Here is a 15,890-nt window from a genome sequence, read left to right as displayed (position 1 = left end):
TCTTTCTCAAGCTTCTTGGCCTCTTCCTTCTTTTCTTCTTTCTTTTTTTCGGAAGCTTCTTTTGCAGCTTCTTCGCGCTCCTCCTGCTCTTCATCGACATGTTCTACAGCTTCCTGTGTCAAAAGAGCTATCGTCTCGCCATTTGCTGCTTCCATAATGTCCTCAGCAGCATCCTGGGCTTTAAGCATATCCTGGGACTTGGCACGCTCTGATTTCATGTCAGCATAACCCTGAACATTAGCCATCTGCATGGCTTTTGCATGATCTATGTCAAGCGAGTTCTGTTGGTTTGTAGTCACATAGTAAAGAGCCTTCTGTTGATATTCGGAGAGCCTGCTCATTTCTTCATCAGAAACTCCTACATTTGGATTTCTCATCTTGGCAGCCAGCACCGACAATTCTTTGTGCTCTTTGCTGTCCGGATCAATACCATATTCTTCCTGGAGTTCTTTTAGCTTGGCATCATTTTCTCTTGTATCAGCACTCTTCTCATTGATCTCATCCTGCAGGCGCTTTATCTCATCCTTTATTCCCTGCATCTGGGCATCCAGTTTCTTTTCTCCGCCAAAAGCATCGGACACGACTTTAAGAGCCTGCTTTTTTGCAAGGCCCTGCCGTTGAGCTATCAGGCTATCTCCTGTGAGATTTGCACCTGATATCGTTGTGCTGTTTTTGTTATTAGTATGTGATTTAGACGCAGAATTTACGCCGGTCTGATCCTGAATAAAGCTATTCTGCACATCCATGTTCTGCTGTATCTTCATGAAACACCTCCCTGTGTTGTCAAAAAAGAGCATAGTTACAGCTTTCACATTTTATATCGGATTTTAGAGTGTCAACCCTGATAGTGCTTCGCTTTAAAAAATATAAAAATTTTATTAAATAGTGGTAATCCACAACCACTCATTCATCTATCCAGTAAATATACTCTTCAATGTGCTGATATCAGCCTTTTTAAGTGCATCCTCATCTAGTTCCAGCTTATTATCAGCACCTACAGATATACCGGCACGCTCTAGCAGTTATATATTCCAAGGATCCAAAAAAGCTATTGTATATCTAATCGATATACATTAGAATATAATTGAAAGGAAGGTGATGACTATGGCAACAAAAACAGCAAATGTACTTGCAAGAGTTGAACCGGAAGTTAAGGAAGAGGCTGAAAACATTCTCAATCAGCTTGGTGTTCCTGCTTCTGTTGTGATAAACATGCTTTACAAGCAGATCATAATGACAAAGGGAATACCCTTTTCTCTGACGCTCCGTCAGGCGCCTGTCGCAGTGGATGAGATGAGCAGGGATGAATTTGATTCCATGATGGCCAAAGGGCTCTCCCAGGCTAAAGCAAATGAGAGCCGTCTGGCAAAAGATGTTCTCTCCGATGTCAGAAACAGCATTAAGGAGTGGACTAAATGAATGTTTATGAAGTAAGAGTCACCACTCAGGCACAGGAACAGATAAGAGATATTGCTTACTATATTGCAGTAACGCTTCATGCCCCAGATGCAGCTCAGGCCATGGTGGATGATCTGGATGAGGTATTTGAAACAATCTCACAGAATCCCGAAAGGCAGTTCCTTGTTGAGCAAGAGCCCTGGCACAGTGAAGGCGTCAGAAAGATCAAGGTAAAGAATTACCTGGTCTATTTCTGGATCGATGTAGAGAACGCTGCAGTACAGGTGATCGGTGTATGTTATGCAAAACGGGATCAGAAAAAGTTTCTAAAAGGTATAGATACAGAATGATGAAAAGCAGCCGTCACGATGGCTGCTTTTCCTAGTGTTATCCTATCTGCTGTTGTAATAATCGCTGTAAGCAACTTCAAGCTGCCGTTTCAGTTCTTTGTTCTCTTCTTGAAGTGCAACAACCTTACGCTTAAGGCTTTCAATAATTGCCTTACTGTTTGCTTCAGAAAGAGCAACTTTTCCCTTGGCGTTTGCGGCTGTGGATTGACCGTCATCACGATATGATTCAATCTGTTTTCGAATATCGATATTATTATAAAGGGTAGTCTTAGATAACCCACTTATCTGTGACACACTGTTGAAATTGATGGATTTCCCGTGCATCTTAAGATATTCTATGGCTTTCTGGTACTTATCATGTGTGGCTGTATGCTTTTTTATAGCCAGATCATTGATCATTTTTTGTCTATCCATATCAGTTCTCCTCCTTCATATCTGCGATACGTTCCGGTCTGCCATATATGATGGCACCAGCATCAAGCTTGTCTTTTATACCTTTATATCTGTTTAATAGCTTAAGATTCTCTTCAACCATTTCCTGCTTATCATTGGCTTTCGCCAGCGCTATCATGTTTTGAGTGGATTTGATCAGGATGTCATACTTAGCAACATCCATCGAAGCGGCACCAATACACAGGTCTTTGCACGGTTCACCACCTCGGCATGTAAGGCATGGTGGCTGAACGGAAAAACTACACTTTCCTTCCGTCCGCTGCAAGCATGTGCCATAAGGTGTATCTATGGCATTGACCTTAAATGTAAGCCAGAAACGCTCTATTTTTTCTGGATCTACATCACTCAGATCTTCTTTTTTCATAGCATCATTTTTCCCAAAGCTGAAGATACTTGCACCCATAACCGCTTTAAAAGCTTCTTTCTTGGTCGTGTCCAGAAGTTTTGCGTACACCTGAGTTACCTCAGGAGATGCATGTCCGAGAAAATCCTGCAGGGTAATAATGTCCATACCATTGTTGAGGCATGTTACAGCAAAAGAATGGCGAAATCCTTTATTCATAAAATGATAGCGTTTGCCGTCTTTATCCTTGATATCAGCGGTTTGTGCCAGTTTATTAAGATCCAGCAGGATCTTTTTTGAACATATGGGAGTACCATTGGTCCTCCGTGGGCTGACAAAAAGATAATGATCAGGGTTATACCGTTCACCATATCGACGGATGACATATCCTATGCGTTCTTTTATGGCATCTGCCAGCTGATCAGTTACAGGGAGCTGTATATGCTTGATATTGGATTTAATTATGGGAAGCTCTATCCAATAGTTGTTTTCATGCTGTGTCAGGGATTCGTATCTTAACTCCAGGGTATCTGATATCCTAAGTCCCGTGTTCAGCATTATAAGGACCGCAAGCCTCGAATCATCGGGAAGCCTGTCTACATTTTTTTCTAATTGGGCCAAGACATATTCCGGAACGCATTTTTCTTCATCAAAGTCGTTTCCCCAGCTATGATGAGGTAAATCCTGGTTTTTTAAAAGCTTTTCTATTCGTATGCTGGGGGCTTCTGGGTACTCCTCTATCTGGATATACGTAAAAAAGGACTTCAGAATCCTGGCATTGTATCTTAAATAGCGCGAATAATTTTTGACATCTTCTTTTGAAGACATCATCTCAAAGTATCCGATAAAGTCTTCACGGTTAAGATCATTAAAATTTTTTACATCGGGATGTCGGCTGTTATAGAAATCGATAAACTGGTTTATTACATAGAAATATGCGGTGGCAGTTCCCCAAGTGAAATTAATCCCACTCAACAGGTTTTCTTTCAAGTATCGCTTGAGAAGAGGCTTAAATGACTGGAAACACATATATCCAAAATCAATCCTTACATGATCTGTGGACTTGACATAACGGATGCCAAATTTAGAAAGGTTCCTGATATTCCATATATCACACTCCCAGTCGCTTCCTGATTCGGACGCAAGCCACTCCTTAAGTGAACTGATCATCTTTTCAGGGAAATTATAAGCAGGGCTATGATACATATATCCACGCTTATCCGGGATAAAATTTTCCCGGTACACCAAAGACGGATAATTGGTTTTAAGATGTGAGTGCCAGGCAGTGATAAGTTTATATTCGTCTATATCCAGAACAGATTGTTTTTCAGCATAGTTATTATTTATAAACTGTGTCCAAAGATTCATATGACGTCGGTACGCACTGGCTACAGAATACGGGTGCCAGACTTCTGTAGCTATCATGTAGATTACATAGAATTTGAACTCAGTCTTCATAAGTGGATTAGTCATATAAAAACGATAGACGGAATTATCCAAAAAGCAGGAGTTGCCCTGTTCTCCTAACGCTTTGTATGTCCAGTTGTCATTATTAAGCAGATCCTCTCCTGGTTTAATTGTGTGCTTCCCCTGCATTATTTCTTCAATATACTTACAGTAGAGGCTATTCTTATCAACATTACTAAAACTATTTTCCATCTTCTGCATCCTCCATCTTTTTCTGTGCCTGTTTCCACTCTTCAAGCCTCTGTTCCTGAGACGGAAAGACATACGAATCTATAGTTGTCTGTACGCTTTTGTGGCCCAGAGTATCACGAACAAATTCAATGTTATGCGTTGAAGCATAGGCGGTTGTGGCATATGTGCTTCTGAATAGGTGAGGATAGACATCAATTCCCGTTTTTGCCTTGAGCCTTTTAAAGAGGGAGTAAACGTCAGTCTTATCAAGGGGCATACCTTTATTAGTCCCATGTATTTTTACAAATACCTGATCAGCTACGTGGCCAATCGTGTATTCAATAAAAAAACAGTAGTCATCATAGATATCAATGATCTCTCTTGTAATAAAAACCTCACGGTATCCGGTTTTGGCATATACTTGATTGGGATTGTCATCCCTATACCTCACCACCAATTTGAAAGCATCTCCGGCTTGGAGTATGTCTTCATGGTGAAGCCCAAGAGTTTCTCCAATCCTAAGTCCGGTATTCAATAGCAGCATTAGTAGGAATCTGTCTCTTACGTTTGTTGTACTGTCTACTAATTTACTGATCTGCGCTTTTTCGAGGGGATGTTTTTTTCCTTTTGGCACCTTTAATTTGAGTCGATTTCGAGAGAATGCTTTGTTTTGGGATACGTTGTAAAGAAAATCTTTAAAATGTTTGTATCTGCCATCCACCTCTTCAAAAACACTGGTGGTAGCGGCATCACCAACCACACCCAGAAGACTGAGGTTTCGGAGATATCCAATGGCAATGGTCATATAAATATTCACGGTACGCTCAGATCTGATTGGCATCCCGGTCTCTTTCATCCCTCCATATCTCAGCCACCTTACATAATTACTGAGAAGATAAATACTTATATCTTCTACTTGTTTACCAATATCCGAGAGGTATTCATAGAAAAACTTGAGTCCTGTGCAGTATGTGTGCCTGGTTTCCAGTGACTTACCGATGTTAGTCAGATATTTCATGTACTTCGTCACCTGATCAACCGGAGTAAAGTCATCATCAATAAGGATGTAGTTATAGGCGTTTTCGCCTATGCAGATTTTTTGTACTTTCACATTAGCCGCCTTTCTGTTCGATTTGAACGTTCTTAATTAGGTATAATTATCTATGATAACGGCATAAAAAAGCCGTACATCACATACTTTTCTGTATGTTCTGTACGGTTATGTGAAAGTATATATAACTTAGGTTTTGCGAATAGTTTGCGCGTATGAGGAGTGTGCTGCCCGTCTAACGCCTGATAATTCCGACGTTACAGGAAATGGACTTCATGAAATATGAAGGCAAAGGCTACCAACCTACATATACAAGGACATCTCTTACCGATGATCTTCATGAGGCATTCGGATTCTGCACTTCCAAGCAGATAGTCCCAGTAGCAAAAATGCGTAACATCATCTCCAATACAAAGAAATGAAAAAGGAAGCCAGGAGCCTAGGCTCCTGCCTCTGAATAAAGGGCCAGCCGTAGCACTGCGGAGGTCGAGCTTCCATTCATGCATAAAGCCCACCAACTTGAACGCGTAACGTGCATCTGTGAAATATATAAAAGTCCTGTAATCCGCTTACAGAGCGGGCTACGGGACTTTTTCTTTCAAAACGCTGTCAAAAACAGGAATATTACACTTGATTCAGTACATCCGACAAGGTCTTCTTCATCTGCTCAATGTCAAGGGGCTTGGAAATATGCCCATTCATACCTGCCTTTTCAGCTTTCAGAACATCTTCACTGAAAGCGTTGGCTGTCATGGCAATTATAGGTATCGATGAAAGCCCGGTGTTTTCAAGACTTCTGATTCTCCTCGCAGCCTCATAGCCATCCATCTCAGGCATCTGGATGTCCATCAGGACAAGGTCATAGTCTCCGGGACGCGAAGTCTCAACTTTTTCCACTGCTTCTTTTCCGTTTTCAGCGGTGTCAAGAGTAAAGCCCATCCTGCGAAGTATCGCAGATGCGATCTCACGGTTAACCCTTATATCCTCAACAAGAAGTACATGTTTTGATGAGAAGTCAACTTCCGTTTTCTTTTCAAATGTGTTTTTTTCAGCTTCTGCAAGGGCATCAGCATCGTCACATACCGGAAGTGACAGGCGCACTGTGAACTCGGTTCCTATACCGGGCTGCGTATCAACAGATATACTGCCTCCCATGAGCTCAACTATGTTCTTGGTGATGGCCATTCCAAGTCCGGTACCCTGAATTCCGCTGACTGTGCTGGTACGCTCCCTCTCAAAGGCATCAAAGACATGCTCTGCAAACTCTTTTTTCATGCCGATTCCGGTGTCCCTGACAGAGAGTTCATACTCTCCGAATCCCGCCTTACGATCTTCAAGCTGATTGATGGTCACAAACACCTTTCCCTCACGTGGGGTAAACTTATAGGCATTTGAAAGGAGGTTCAGGAGCACGCGGTTAAGCCTGTTCTCGTCGCACATAACTACAGGATTTCTTATCCCAGAGCAGGATACGATAAACTCTATATGTTTCTCACTCATCTGGGATGAGAACATATCGCGTATCTCAGAGAGTGTCTTCCTGAGATTAACAACAACAGGCTCAAGCTCTACCTTGCCGCTCTCAATCCTGCTCATCTCAAGAATATCGTTTATGAGTGCCAGAAGAAACTGACTTGATGAATCTATCTTATCAAGGTACTCCTTTACCTGCGAAGGTCCTGCATCATCCTGCTTTGCCAGGTTTATATACCCGATTATGGCGTTCATTGGCGTCCTTATATCATGGGACATATTTGACAAAAAAGTTGTCTTGGCACTGCTGGCACGCTTTGCTTCCTCAAGAGCTTCCTGAAGCCTCCTGCTTCTTTCTGCTTCTTCTTTCCTTGCGTCCGTGGTATCAGATTTTAGAAGAAGATAGAAATGTGCTCTTGGATCAACTGTGTAAAATACAAATCGCTTATGGTATACCTCACCATCTGTCTTTGTTGCAAAGTTAACTTCATAGTGATCGCTTTCCGCAAGGCGCTTTTCTATAGTCTCTTCACTGATCTCCTCAAGGAGCCTTTCTTTTTCATCAGAAGTACCGCATATTACGGGAGCGATCTGGTTATCCAGGTAATCCCTGTATACTCCTTCTCTTCCGGCAAAAGCTATATTACCTTGCCTATCAGAAACAGGATTGCTGATAACAACACCATATCGGCCATTCACAAGGTAAGCGATCATGTCGTACTGTCCCGCAAGGGCTTTGTCCATCAGCGCCTTATCAACCATCTCATCGTTGTAAAGGCTCTCTGTTATGAACGCCACTACATCTCCCGTAACCGGCTGCAGGGCAAGTGTGGCCCTGAGCTTGACAAAACGCGACTGTCCCTTGTTGCTTTTACAGAATACTATTTCCTCGGCTGCCGTGTGCCCCTGGTGAAAATACTCCAGCAGGCCCTCCCTGGTAAAGAGATTCTCTGAGTTTTTATCCCTTTCTATGAAAAGATAGTCTTTGCGCTTTCTGAGAAGTTCAGAATAGCTCATAGCAGTCCTGTCACTCTCGTACAGCTCTGTTCCGCCCTTCTCTTCGATAACGTCCCTGGTCAGATTGACACGAAAGACAGACAGTGAGTTCTTGGTAAGATCCTCAAGGTCATTCCTCAGTTCGCTGTACAGCATGTTGAGACGTATCTCGTTCTGTTCAAGTTTACCCACTATCCTGTACAGAAAAAACAGTACCATTGAGACATAGATACTGCCGCCGAAGAGTATCAGCGCAACAATGATATCAGGCTTCCCAAAAAAGCCCACAAAAAGATACCCTGCCAGAAACCCTATGAGCAAGGCAAGTGGAATTACCGCAGCTTTTCGGGTTTCTCCAAGACTCTCCATCTTTTTGACATGCAAAAGAAATCTATGGTACTGGACAATATTCAGCACCATAAGTGCGCTGCCAAGACATATAAGAACAAATATAAGTATTCTCATGAAGTCATCGCTCATTAACATTTACCTGTCAGACTGGTCATCAAGGCCAGTCAATGTATTTACCGTTAACGTAGACACCTGCATATCCGTTAGCAGTCATCACTGCTTTGTCCGACTCCGAAATGGCAGGCTTGCCGTAATCAACACCTGACGAAAGCTGGAAATAAGCTGCCCCGTTATTTACAATGCCCTTCTGAATGTATGACAGCATATGTCCCTTTCCGTCCGAAAGAGAAAATGACGCCATCCCTACACCGCTCTCTTTATAGAGCATTGAAATGTTCCCGCTCTGCATAAGTGACCCGGTCTTTCCGCCTTTAATGGCTGCGGGAATACTTGTAGAAACCGGTTTGATATCCTGTACATAGACTTCAACTATGCCGTACTTGTAAGTAAAACCTCTCACATCAATAACTTTTAAAAATCATGCTTACTTATATAATATAATAATTCGTTATTATATGTCCTATATTTAATAAACACTTCCTCAGTCCCCATACTCCAGGCCATAATATTCCATATATTTTTTAAATCTGTCCTGACAGGAAAGCACTGTGTCTGTCAGATATTCTTTTTCACGCTTCCACTCCTTAAGACCTCTGTAATAGAACTCTTTAATATCATCTTCAATGATAAATGGAGTTATACCGTTCCTTAAACACTCCTTAAACATAATGAGTCTTCCCACACGGCCATTTCCATCCTGGAATGGATGTATTTTCTCGAATCTGCAGTGAAAATCGATTATGTCCTCAAGCTTTTTATTTTTGCTCTTGTTATATTCCTTTAAAAGAGCTTTTATTGCAGCAGCAACTTCACCTGGTGCTGTTGTTTCGATCCCACCGACCTCATTAGCAAGTCTTTTATAATCGCCAACAGCAAACCAGGGCTTTCGGCTGTCAGAGGTTCCGGACTTAAGAAGTAGATGAAGCTGCTTAATGAAGGTCTCACTAAGTGCATAGTTTGCCTGATCAATCACTAGATCAATGCATCTGAAATGGTTTACAGTCTCAACAATGTCATCTACATTAACAGATTCATCCTTGATCCCGATGGTATTTGTCTCAAATATGTATCGGGTCTCATCATGTGTCAGACGGCTTCCCTCAATATGGTTAGAATTATAAGTAAGTTCGATCTGAACCTTATGATAGATTCCTCCGGTTATTCCTGACTCTTTTTCCATGCGGAGTCTTGTTAAAAGATCTGTCGGGATCTTGCCAGCTCTCTGTTTACGAGCAGGTTTCATGGCATCTGTAGGAATAGCCCATGATCCTGCCTTCATAACAGCACCGGGGATTCTGCCTTCATTACAATAATTCCTTACGCTGCGCTCGGAAAGATTCCATTTACTTGCAGCTGTGTTCACATCCATATATACCATGATCGACCTCACTGTGACTTTTAAGTAGTTTTATAGGTATATTATATGCCATCGGTAAAATATAATCAATTTATAACAGTAATAATTGTGTTATATTTTGCCGAACATCCCATTTTTCGTGTGAGCTGCATCCTGTATGCACCTGGACATTCTCGCTGTCATACATAACTTAAATTATATACGTAGGTGTTTGACCTCTCATACGTGCATGATCATCCTTATTATTTGTTATTTATCGCATTTCCTACTATCCTAACTACATTGAGATTTACAATATTGTTATGAAGACTTATTATATCTTGAGTGTTCTTTCATAATAGAAACAGATAGATTATACAGAGATTAAGATAAATCAACAAGGGATATGTGATCTGATGGATAAAAATAAAATTAAAGGAATCTTATTAACAACTATAGGTGCTGCCTGCTGGGGTCTTTCTGGCTCAGTTGGGCAGTATCTTTTTGACGTTCAAATGATGGACAGCAGATGGCTTGTGCCTATCAGGTTGGGACTTTCCGGAGTGCTAATTCTACTGTACTCACTTATCAAATATCCAGACTCTGTTTTTTTACCATGGAAAAGCAAAGAAAAGGCAATAACTATGCTCATCTATGGACTGGCAGGTGTGTCAGCATGTCAGTTCCTGTACTTTCTCACAATAGAACTGTCCTCTGCAGCTGTTGGAACAATCATGCAAGATTTGGCTCCAATATTCATCCTGGGATATACATGTATAACAACCAAGAGATTTCCCAAGTTTTTGGAAATATTGTCAATCATAATGGCTCTACTAGGCGTTTTCTTCCTTACAAGCCATGGCAACATTACTACAATGACAGTGCCGTCACTTGCACTAATTACAGGTGTCTTAAGCGCTGTTTGCGTTATGATTTATAATGTGCTTGCTCCTAAACTCACGAACGACATTCCTGTCATAGTTGCTCAGGGCTGGTCTTTCCTGCTTGGAGGTATATGCATAGGTATCATTTTCAGAACCTGGACAATCCACTATATTCCAAATCTCTATGGAATATTAGGCATTATATTCGTTATTGTAGTTGGCAACCTCTGCGCCTTTACTCTATATATCAGCGGTGTAAAACTTATCGGACCATCCAAGGCAATTCTCTATAGTTTTGCTGAGCCTCTGACCGCAGCAGTCATTTCTACTTTGGTCCTCGGAAGTTCTTTTACGGCATTTGATGCACTGGGTTTTGCAATGATCTTTATTATGCTATGGCTGATTACAATCAGCAAATAAAAACAACGGCAGGCTCAGGATAAAATCACAAGTCATATTTCCTTTCCCATCGAAAAAAGCTGGATAAGTATAACTGGTGTTTCAACCAGTCATCTTATCCAGCTTGTTATTACTTGTTTGTAACCATGTAATGCACGATGGATGCGCATCTTGCCGCTGCTTCTTTTTCAAAGGTTGGATAATCCACTGTGGCAGAGCCGTCCGCCTTATCTGAAATGGCTCTGATGATAACAAAGGGTACATTGTTCTGGTAGCAGATCTGAGCTATTGCTCCGCCTTCCATCTCACAGCACAGTCCTCCAAACTCAGATGTTATATTCCTTTTTTGCTCATCTGATGAGATGAACTGATCTCCCGTGCAGACTCTGCCCTCAAAAACATTAACTTCCGGTGCACATTCTCTAATAGCGCTGACGGCATTTGCCATCATGGTCTCATCTGCCGGCAAAGAAACAGAGCCTATCCCATCAAGCTCTCCCTTTTGATTCCCTATGGCAGTCAGGTCAAAGTCGTGCTGCACCGCATCGGTTGATACCACAAAATCTCCAATATCTATCGAAGCATCAAGTGAGCCTGCCACACCGGTATTAATAATCCTGTCCACACCAAAACTCGTAATAAGAACCTGCGCGCAAGCCCCCGCATTAACCTTACCGATTCCGCACTTAACGATAACTACATCCTCACCGTCAAGATTTCCTTCATAGAACTCCATCCTGCCAATATCTGTTACCTTTACGTTTTTCAGCTCCTGCTTAAGGGTATCCACTTCCTCATCCATAGCTCCGATTATTCCGGTTTTTACCGATGACTTAGCCTTTTCCCCACATCCTATGAGTATGCAGCCAAGTACCATTGCAATTACTACAGACATCAGAGTAATACTTCTTTTTCTCAAATTTAATCACCTCGTTTCCAATATCATGGGCAGGCAGGTGGGACAGCCCCCTCTTCTATTTTACTATATATTCTTGAATTTAAAATTCAAGATTACATACTTCAATAAACCCAGTAGATAAGCCTATCTCCAGAGTCCCTTTTTTAATCAATGAAAAAGAGCTCTAAAACATCTGTCTTAGAGCTCTTTCATTTTGTTCATAACTATTGCTCGTTCTACTGCGCTTCTGCTTTGACGCACTCATTTACCCAGTCGATGAAGTTAGTTGTCGAGTCACCGCTTCTTTCTGCCATAGTATGTTCCTGTCCCCAAACAAAACTGTAATCAACATTTGATCCGTAATTCTGCAGGGCAAGTACTAGGTTCGCTTCTGTATTAACTGCTGTGTCACTCTGCCAAAGTCCTGTGTTGATGCGGAAGTACTTGGCCACGTTTGAAGACTGATACCCTTCCGAACCAGAGAGAAGGTAATATAGCGGAGAATACATGTTGAGCCTGTATTCTACAGTATGCCCGACAGCATCCTCTGTACTAAGATCTTCTACAAAATCCGATGCATAATCTGAACCAAGTTCGCTTAACACTTCAGCAAGCATAGAATCAAAGTGTGCACCCTGACCATCTCCATAGCCGAAAAGAATATTCTCTCCCTGAGACTCATCCAGCTGATCAAAAGCAGCTATTCCCTTGGATGCTGTTTTCACAGCTTCTGCAAAATCTGAAATGCTTGTAATCTTTGCAGTGTTAGTGGATGCATCATATATCACCCAGGTCCCGTTCGCGTTAAGTGCATCGATATAATCCTGAGCAGTTTCATATGTACCGGAAATAGACACTCCTGAATTGTTTTCAGTTCTGGCAATATCATCTATTGCAGTAAAGTCAACTTCACCTGTCTTTGTATCATCTTTTTCAGAGATCTCGCCACCTTCTGCCTGGTCTGGTGCTCCATCCGGCTTTTGACCTTCAAAACCTTCTTTGTTTCCTCCCGGTCCTCCACCAAAGCCGCCCTGACCACCCGGGCCCATCCCGGCCTGATGTCCCTGACTTGAAGCATCTGCGTCATAAGGGAAAGAAGTATCTGCAAGGAAGTTGTTGAGAGATTCCTCTATTACACTAACCATATAGTCATAATAGCTTCCTGACTGATATCTGCCATCCTCTCCTGATTCCAGAGTCAGCACATTTCCTTCTGAATCAGTAAGCCCCAGACTGTTTATGTATTCGGCATAAGCTGCTGTAAGTCCATCAGAAATGCTCTGTTCTTCATCTGACAGGCCTGTTCTTGTTGTTCCCATCATCCACTCGTATGCCTCATCTGCTGAATCCAAAGAGGTAATTGGACACCATCCCTGCGAACCAAGGACCGCATCACTGACTCCCATCACAGCGCCTATGGCCTCAAGATAGTCGTTATAAAGCTCTGAGTCACCTGTAACACCTAAAAGAGCTGACTGTGCTCCGCCACCTGACATCCCAAATGTAAAGATGCTGTCCATATCTCCGGCGATATTTCCATCATTATATCTGATATAGCGAATTGCGGCCTTTAAATCGGTTACTCCGGCCGGGGCTCCTGCATCTCTTCCACGACATCCTGCATGTACATATATAAACCCGGCATCGGTATATTCAGATACACTGCTGTATTCCGTCATTGGGGATTGTGCTGCATATCCGGGGGTATTTACCGGAAAGACTATCGGAGCTGTCTCGGCAGTATAGCCGTTAATCTCCGCTGTAGTATTAAGTGTACACGTATATGTTCCATCTCCGTTATCAGTCGCATCCATATACGCAGCAGGGACAATTACTGCCAATTCTTCATAATTTGTATCAGCCGGGTTTTCACAGTACTGAATTCCCAGTTGATAATATACATTATCCTCTTCGTTATACTGCCATTGTGTATTATCTATCTTTGAAAGGTTTGTTACTATTTCTGAAGACATCTCTGCTTTTTCAGCTTCATCTTCCGTATTTTCATCCACGGCATCTGTACTCGTAGATACTGTAATGCTATCCTGCGTACTGCTTATTACTGCTTCTGTTGATGCACTGCTCCCACATGCAGTTAGTGCTAAAGTAGTGCCTAAAACTAATGCCAATATTATTTGTCTTCTGACCATTGATCACACCTCCTGAGTTTACTATACAATTCAAAGCTAAAAATTAACTAAAAATCAAAAAACGGCTTATGCCGTTTAAATTGGGGGCAGCTTTTTTCATTAAATTTTTCTGAAAATATCCCGAAATCGCAAACCTCTTTTACATAATAATATATAATAAAACGTACAGATATGTTTATCATTACGCTATATCCATATAAAAACCCGGAGGTAAAAATATGATCAGTTTAGGCCGTATTGCTAAATTTGAACGGGACTACAGCTACGGTGGCTCCTTTATTTTTTGGGGGATGATAGTGCTTGCTGTTGGAATCCTCTGCCTGATAGTCAATAATTCGAGGCTGGACTATCCCGAGATCGATGCAGAGGTGACGGGGGCGGAACTTCAGCATGAGGCAGATCCGGAGGACAACGCTGATACTGATACCTACAGGCTCAATATCAGGTACACCGTGGACGGGGTAGAGTACGAAACAGTTTATGAAAATGGGCCAATGAAGAAGGTCGGAGATACCATCAAGATAGACTATGATCCTTCAGACCCTTCCAAGATAGGAACACATACAGCAGCGTGGTTTCCGTATCTGATAATCGCTGCAGGAGTTGTGTCAATTATCGGTGGCATCATCAGCATTATAAGAAATTATAAAAAGAACAGAAGATTAAAAGAACAAGAGGAGGAATGGAGTAATGGCCAAAACTTATAAATTCGAGCAGGAGCGGAAGTTTTTAAAGGCAGGTTATTTCATGAAAGATCAGGACGGGAACATGGTTTATGAGGCAAAGATGCTGACTCAACCCCTGATCGGAGCCTACGATTTTGACTTTATCAATCACCTGACAAACAGAACTGAATCCCACAAAGTGTCAAAGACTACAACTGTTCAGATGGATGATGGGGGGCTTAATACGAAATCCTGGTTTAAGCTCAACGGAGAAAACATCTGGGACTATCTTCACGAGCTGGGTATAAGGATCGATTCACATATGAGTAAGGATAAGTTCGGTCTGACCTACAACGTGACCTTAAAGGGCCAGCCCATGGCTGTGATCACAACATCATCTCCCGGCGGTAAGAGTCCCATCACAGTAAATAATTTCCTTGATGTGACAGTAGAAGATGACAAGGACCTTGATCTGGCATTCTTGGTTGCCTTTGCATCAGCAAGAACAGAGCAGGGTTTCCTCAGCTGATGAGCTACTCCCTCCCGGACTGCAGTGCCAGACCGGGAGGGAAGCTTTTAATTCTCAATACTAAATTTATAAACTCATCTTACTTGAAAGTTAATGCACTTCCATTAATCTTTTTGCTCTCATAAACGCCGCTATCTGCCAGTTTATAGAGATCTTCAAAGGAACGCTTTTCTCCTTCTTTGTAGAACACAGCACCTGCGCTGACACAGATAGATTTGCCTTCAATCTCAGGAATATCCATCCCTGCGATTTCCTTAAAGACGCGGTCCATTACTGCTCTTCCGCCCTCTTCATTATCAAGATTCATGACATATACAGCATACTCATCGCCGCCTAAACGGAAAATGATATCCTCATCCCTGAAGGTAAGCTTTAATACATCCGCAATGCCACGAAGTACCTTATCACCGACGCTGTGACCCAGGTCATCATTGATATCTTTAAATTTATCAACATCCATGATGCAGAGCATTCCTGTTCTGTCATTTGCCATGGCGTCAATCACTCTTCGCTCGCCGCTGCCGCGATTTAAAATGCCAGTCATGATATCGGTGCTGGCCAGGATCTCAAGATTCTGGCGCTCTTTTGCTGATTCTACGATGTCGTCTACGTTCTTAAAACCAGCCAGCATATCGCTGTTAGGAATATTGGCGTTTATAAGGATATAGGTAAACTGATAATAGTGTACCTCGCCTTTATCCATTACACGGTAACTGGATACATATTCCGAATTTTCTGCAAGCTTTTTGTTGATAGTGGTCAGAGAGATGGCATCATACATCCACTCCTGGTCCTCTGAGTACACACGGTCCTTTACGTACTGCTTGTACAGAACATCGTAGGGATAGATCTTTTC

General features: G+C 42.1%; 15 protein-coding genes and 1 pseudogene. 6 read left to right on the top strand and 10 right to left on the bottom strand.

Going from position 1 to position 15,890, the window contains the following annotated elements:
- Positions 1 to 764: hypothetical protein (locus J6I68_RS12265; protein WP_292220701.1), on the bottom strand; the 764-nt coding region annotated here is incomplete at its 3' end.
- A gap of 340 nt (positions 765 to 1,104) precedes the next feature.
- Between J6I68_RS12265 and J6I68_RS12260 the strand changes: the two genes are divergently transcribed.
- Together J6I68_RS12260 and J6I68_RS12255 are read left to right on the top strand one after the other, a co-directional pair.
- The gene (locus J6I68_RS12260; protein ID WP_292220699.1) at positions 1,105 to 1,419 is read left to right on the top strand and encodes a type II toxin-antitoxin system RelB/DinJ family antitoxin; all 315 of its coding nucleotides are present in this window, start codon (positions 1,105 to 1,107) and stop codon (positions 1,417 to 1,419) included.
- Positions 1,416 to 1,748: a type II toxin-antitoxin system RelE/ParE family toxin gene (locus J6I68_RS12255; protein WP_292220698.1), complete on the top strand. Its 333-nt coding sequence runs from the start codon at positions 1,416 to 1,418 to the stop codon at positions 1,746 to 1,748. Before J6I68_RS12260 ends, J6I68_RS12255 begins: the two co-directional genes overlap by 4 nt.
- Positions 1,749 to 1,790: 42 nt before the next feature.
- Here J6I68_RS12255 and J6I68_RS12250 read toward each other — a convergent pair whose 3' ends face one another.
- The 3 genes from J6I68_RS12250 to J6I68_RS12240 are packed head-to-tail and all read right to left on the bottom strand — an operon-like array spanning position 1,791 to position 5,293.
- Entirely contained in the window at positions 1,791 to 2,162 is a 372-nt protein-coding gene (locus J6I68_RS12250; protein ID WP_292220696.1) for a DUF6262 family protein, read from the bottom strand.
- 1 nt (position 2,163) lies between these two features.
- Positions 2,164 to 4,203, bottom strand: coding sequence for a tyrosine-type recombinase/integrase (locus J6I68_RS12245; RefSeq protein ID WP_292220694.1), 2,040 nt, complete (start codon positions 4,201 to 4,203; stop codon positions 2,164 to 2,166).
- Positions 4,193 to 5,293 carry a tyrosine-type recombinase/integrase gene (locus J6I68_RS12240; RefSeq protein ID WP_292220693.1) on the bottom strand — a complete coding sequence of 367 codons (1,101 nt, stop codon included), beginning with the start codon at positions 5,291 to 5,293 and terminating at the stop codon, positions 4,193 to 4,195. The genes J6I68_RS12245 and J6I68_RS12240 overlap by 11 nt, the downstream gene beginning before the upstream one ends.
- Positions 5,294 to 5,478: 185 nt before the next feature.
- On the opposite strand from J6I68_RS12240, the pseudogene J6I68_RS12235 reads away from it, so the two are divergent.
- Positions 5,479 to 5,655: pseudogene (locus J6I68_RS12235) on the top strand (IS1634 family transposase); the annotation flags it as partial.
- 202 nt (positions 5,656 to 5,857) lie between these two features.
- Here the strand turns inward: J6I68_RS12235 and J6I68_RS12230 are convergent.
- From J6I68_RS12230 to J6I68_RS12220, 3 genes are all read right to left on the bottom strand, one after another.
- Complete coding sequence (locus tag J6I68_RS12230; protein WP_292220691.1) at positions 5,858 to 8,167, bottom strand: ATP-binding protein; 2,310 nt, start codon at positions 8,165 to 8,167, stop codon at positions 5,858 to 5,860.
- Positions 8,168 to 8,207: 40 nt separating this feature from the next.
- A complete protein-coding gene (locus tag J6I68_RS12225) occupies positions 8,208 to 8,573 on the bottom strand; it encodes a hypothetical protein (protein ID WP_292220690.1) in 366 nt (121 codons plus the stop codon).
- An 81-nt stretch (positions 8,574 to 8,654) separates the two neighbouring features.
- On the bottom strand, positions 8,655 to 9,551 hold the full coding sequence (locus tag J6I68_RS12220) for a Fic family protein (protein ID WP_292220689.1): 897 nt from the start codon (positions 9,549 to 9,551) through the stop codon (positions 8,655 to 8,657).
- Between the two features lie 374 nt (positions 9,552 to 9,925).
- On the opposite strand from J6I68_RS12220, the gene J6I68_RS12215 reads away from it, so the two are divergent.
- Complete coding sequence (locus tag J6I68_RS12215) at positions 9,926 to 10,813, top strand: DMT family transporter (protein WP_292220688.1); 888 nt, start codon at positions 9,926 to 9,928, stop codon at positions 10,811 to 10,813.
- Positions 10,814 to 10,922: 109 nt separating this feature from the next.
- Here the strand turns inward: J6I68_RS12215 and J6I68_RS12210 are convergent, their stop codons facing one another.
- Positions 10,923 to 11,669 carry a 5'-methylthioadenosine/adenosylhomocysteine nucleosidase gene (locus tag J6I68_RS12210; RefSeq protein ID WP_092059579.1) on the bottom strand — a complete coding sequence of 249 codons (747 nt, stop codon included), beginning with the start codon at positions 11,667 to 11,669 and terminating at the stop codon, positions 10,923 to 10,925.
- A 257-nt stretch (positions 11,670 to 11,926) separates the two neighbouring features.
- Complete coding sequence (locus tag J6I68_RS12205) at positions 11,927 to 13,840, bottom strand: subtype A tannase (RefSeq protein WP_292220687.1); 1,914 nt, start codon at positions 13,838 to 13,840, stop codon at positions 11,927 to 11,929.
- 218 nt (positions 13,841 to 14,058) lie between these two features.
- On the opposite strand from J6I68_RS12205, the gene J6I68_RS12200 reads away from it, so the two are divergent.
- Positions 14,059 to 14,547 carry a DUF3592 domain-containing protein gene (locus tag J6I68_RS12200; protein WP_292220686.1) on the top strand — a complete coding sequence of 163 codons (489 nt, stop codon included), beginning with the start codon at positions 14,059 to 14,061 and terminating at the stop codon, positions 14,545 to 14,547.
- Positions 14,531 to 15,034 (top strand): hypothetical protein, encoded by a 504-nt coding sequence (locus J6I68_RS12195; protein WP_292220685.1) that lies wholly within the window; start codon positions 14,531 to 14,533, stop codon positions 15,032 to 15,034. Before J6I68_RS12200 ends, J6I68_RS12195 begins: the two co-directional genes overlap by 17 nt.
- Positions 15,035 to 15,113: 79 nt before the next feature.
- Here the strand turns inward: J6I68_RS12195 and J6I68_RS12190 are convergent.
- Positions 15,114 to 15,890: GGDEF domain-containing protein (locus tag J6I68_RS12190; protein WP_292220683.1), on the bottom strand; the 777-nt coding region annotated here is incomplete at its 5' end.

This window comes from Butyrivibrio sp., from assembly GCF_017940685.1.
GTDB lineage: Bacteria > Bacillota > Clostridia > Lachnospirales > Lachnospiraceae > Butyrivibrio.
This window is presented reverse-complemented; position numbering and strand designations above follow the sequence as displayed.